This window comes from Skermanella sp. (assembly GCF_059503625.1).
This window is the reverse complement of the sequence record NZ_JCACHA010000163.1, coordinates 1-3,617: the sequence shown is the minus strand read 5'-3', so window position 1 is coordinate 3,617 and position 3,617 is coordinate 1. Positions and strand designations below refer to the sequence as shown.

Annotated in this window: 4 protein-coding genes; all 4 read left to right on the top strand. The window is 63.0% G+C overall.

The window, feature by feature from the left end; translation table 11 throughout:
• Positions 1-783 (top strand): electron transfer flavoprotein subunit beta/FixA family protein (locus AC5JJ6_RS04405; RefSeq protein ID WP_496040881.1); only part of this gene is annotated, 783 nt, incomplete at its 5' end.
• Between the two features lie 94 nt (positions 784-877).
• Positions 878-1,981: an electron transfer flavoprotein subunit alpha/FixB family protein gene (locus AC5JJ6_RS04400; protein WP_496040880.1), complete on the top strand. Its 1,104-nt coding sequence runs from the start codon at positions 878-880 to the stop codon at positions 1,979-1,981.
• 23 nt (positions 1,982-2,004) lie between these two features.
• The gene (locus tag AC5JJ6_RS04395) at positions 2,005-3,306 is read left to right on the top strand and encodes an FAD-dependent monooxygenase (RefSeq protein WP_496040879.1); all 1,302 of its coding nucleotides are present in this window, start codon (positions 2,005-2,007) and stop codon (positions 3,304-3,306) included.
• Positions 3,303-3,596, top strand: coding sequence for a ferredoxin family protein (locus AC5JJ6_RS04390; RefSeq protein WP_044431905.1), 294 nt, complete (start codon positions 3,303-3,305; stop codon positions 3,594-3,596). The genes AC5JJ6_RS04395 and AC5JJ6_RS04390 overlap by 4 nt, the downstream gene beginning before the upstream one ends.
• The last annotated feature ends 21 nt before the right edge of the window (positions 3,597-3,617 follow it).

The window sequence follows — 3,617 nt, the reverse complement described above, 5'->3', positions numbered from 1 at the left end:
CGGATTCATCCGGTCACCCACACCATCATGCGCCAGGGCGTGCCGGCGATCATCAATCCGTACGACCTGTTCTCTCTGGAAGAGGCGCTGCGGCTGAAGGACCGGTTCGGCGGCCGCGTCACGGTCCTGACCATGGGACCGCCGATGGCGGAAGCGTCGCTCAGGAAGGCCCTGTCCTTCGGCGCGACCCACGCCGTCCTGCTGACCGACCGCAAGTTCGCCGGTTCCGATACCCTCGCGACCTCCTATGCCCTGACCTCGGCGATCCGCAAGCTGCATGAGGAAGAGCCGGTCGACATGGTGTTCTGCGGCAAGCAGACGATCGACGGCGATACGGCGCAGGTCGGCCCCGGCATCGCGACCCGCATGAACATGCAGCAGTTGACCTATGTCGCCAAGATCGAGGACGTGAACCTGGAGAGCCGGGAGATCACGGTCCATCGCCGGTCCGAAGGCGGCGTGCAGGTGTTGAAGAGCCAGTTGCCGGCCATGATCACGATGCTCGAAGGCTCCAACACGATGCGCTTCGGCACCATGGACGACATGTTCCGCGCTGCCCGGACGCCGCTGATGAACTGGAACAAGGACACCTGCGTCGACGACGAGACCAAGGTCGGCCTGAAAGGCTCGCCCACCGTCGTTTCCAAGGTGTTCGTGCCCAAGCCGCGCGCCCAGAAGGCGAAGATGGTCACGGCCGAAGGCGGTTCTCCCGCGCTCGCCGCCGCCGCGGTGGACATGCTTTTCACGACCTATCCGAAGCTGGCCACCGATCTGGCGGGGTAGTGGGGCGGCGCCTGGCTGGCTGCCGGCACCCCTCGATCCGATCCGATTTCGCACTGGTCCGCTGAACCCCCTGATTTGAGACTGTGAGGCTGACATGAGCCAAGCGCCTGCCAATCCACCCCCCGCAAAGAAGGCCGCCGGCGGCCGGAAGCTTGAACTTCCCGAAGAGTTGAAGGTCTACAAGGGCGTCTGGGTCATCGTCGAGCAGGAGCGCGGCAAGGTCCACACCGTCTCGTACGAGCTGCTCGGCGAAGCGCGCAAGCTGGCGGACAAGCTGGGCGTCGAAGTGGGCGCCGTGGTCCTGGGCGCTCCCGGTCCCTTCATTAACGAGATCTCGGGCGAGGCCATTTCCTACGGCGCCGACGTGGTCTCCACCGTGCTCGACCCTGTTCTGGCCGAATATCGCACCGAGCCGTATTCCAAGGTGATGACCGACGTGGTCAATACCTTCAAGCCGGAAATCGTGCTGCTGGGCGCCTCCACCCTGGGCCGCGATCTGGCCGGCGCCATCGCCACGACGCTGCTGACCGGCCTGACCGCCGACTGCACCGAACTGGACATCAGCGCCGAGAACCGCAGCCTGGCCGCCACCCGCCCGACCTTCGGCGGCACTCTGCTCTGCACCATCCAGACGCTGGCCTACCGGCCGCAGATGGCGACGATCCGGCCGCGCGTCATGCAGATGCCTGAAAAGGATCTGACCCGCACCGGCCGCATCGTCGAAGTCACCCCGAACCTTGCCGAAGAAGTCTTCGTCACCAAGGTGCTGGACTTCATCCCTGACCGTGACCAGCAGGAAGCGCAGCTCGCTTTCGCCGACATCATCATCGGCGGCGGCAAGGGCTTGCAGAAGCCCGAGAACTTCAAGCTGATCTGGGATCTGGCGGAAGTGCTGGGTGCGGAAGTCGGGGCTTCCCGTCCCTGCGTCCAGGCCGGCTGGGTATCCGGCGACCGGCAGATCGGCCAGACCGGCAAGACGATCCGTCCCAAGCTCTACATCGCCGCCGGCATCTCCGGCGCCATCCAGCATCGCGTCGGCTGCGAAAATTCCGACGTGATCCTCGCGATCAATTCCGACCCGAACGCACCGATCTTCGACTTCGCCCATCACGGCATCGTCGGCGACGCGCTGCAAATTCTCCCGGCTCTGACGGAACAGTTCCGCCAGCGTCGTCTGGTCAACCGCAAGGCGAGCTGACCACCGCCAGAGGAGTGCCTGACATGGTTGAAAAATTCGATGCCATCGTCGTCGGCGCCGGTCCTTCCGGCAACTCGGCGGCGTATACCCTGGCCAAAGCCGGCCTGAGTGTTTTGCAGATCGAGCGCGGCGAATATTCCGGTTCCAAGAACGTCCAGGGCGCCATCATGTACGCCGATGCCCTGGAAAAGATCATCCCCGATTTTCGCGAGGATGCTCCGCTGGAGCGGCATATCATCGAGCAGCGGATCTGGCTGCTGGGCGACGACAGCTATATCGGGACCAATTACCGGTCCGACAGCTTCAACAGCGAGAAGCCGAACCGCTACACGATCATCCGCTCCCAGTTCGACCGCTGGTTCAACGAGAAGGTCCGGGAAGCCGGCGCTCTCGTCATCTGCGAAACCACCGTCACCGAACTGCTGCGTGACGCCAACGGCAAGGTCTACGGCGTCCGCACCGACCGCGTGAACGGTGAAGTCCACGCCGACGTGGTCATCATGGCCGACGGCGTCAACGCCCTGCTGGCCCGCCGCGCCGACTTCCAGAAGGAACTTCCGCCGGAGAATGTGGCTCTGGCGGTCAAGGAAATCCACTTCATCGATCCGGCCTTGATCGAGCAGCGCTTCCAGGTCAAGGACGACGAAGGCGTCGTCATCGAGATCATGGGCAAAGTCACCGGCGGCATGGTCGGTACCGCCTTCCTGTATACCAACAAGGAATCGCTGACGATCGGCATCGGCTGCCTGATCTCCGACTTCAAGGAAAAGGGGATCACGCCCTACAAGCTCCTTGAAGACTTGAAGAACCATCCCGTGATCAAACCGCTGATCGAAGGCGGCGAGGTCAAGGAATATGCCGGCCACCTGATCCCCGAGGGCGGCTACAAGGCGGTTCCGCAGTGCTACGGCGACGGCTGGATGGTGGTCGGCGATGCAGCCCACCTCAACAACGCCGCCCACCGCGAAGGCTCCAACCTTGCCATGACCAGCGGTCGTTTCGCCGCCGAAACGGTCATCGAGCTGAAGAAGCAGGGCAAGGCGCCGGTGGCGTCCAACCTGGCGCTCTACAAGAAGAAGCTCGACGACAGCTTCGTCCTGAAGGACCTGAAGAAGTACCGCAACCTGCCGGGCATCATGCACATGTCGCCGCAGTTCTTCGGTGCCTACCCGGATCTGCTGAACGGCGCCGCCCACGACCTGTTCACGGTCGACGGCGTCGATAAGAAGACGAAGGAAAACAAGATCCTGAAGTCGTTCGTCAAGCGGCGGTCGGTCTTCGGTCTGATGGGTGACGCATTCAAGCTGGCGAGGGCTTTCCGATGAGCATAATCAAGGTCGAAGACAAGCTTTATCAGAACCGGTACATCGTCGACGAGAACCGGCCGCATATCCAGATCAAGGACGCTGACGTCTGCGCCACTCAGTGCAAGACCCAGCCCTGCACCTTCTGCTGCCCCGCTAACTGCTATTCGGCGGAAGAGGACGGCAAGGTCAATCTGGTGACCGACGGCTGCCTGGAATGCGGCACCTGCCGGGTGATCTGCCAGGACAACGGCAACATCTCGTGGAACTACCCGCGCGGCGGCTACGGCATCAGCTACAAGTTCGGCTGATCCGCATTCTGCAAGAGCGGT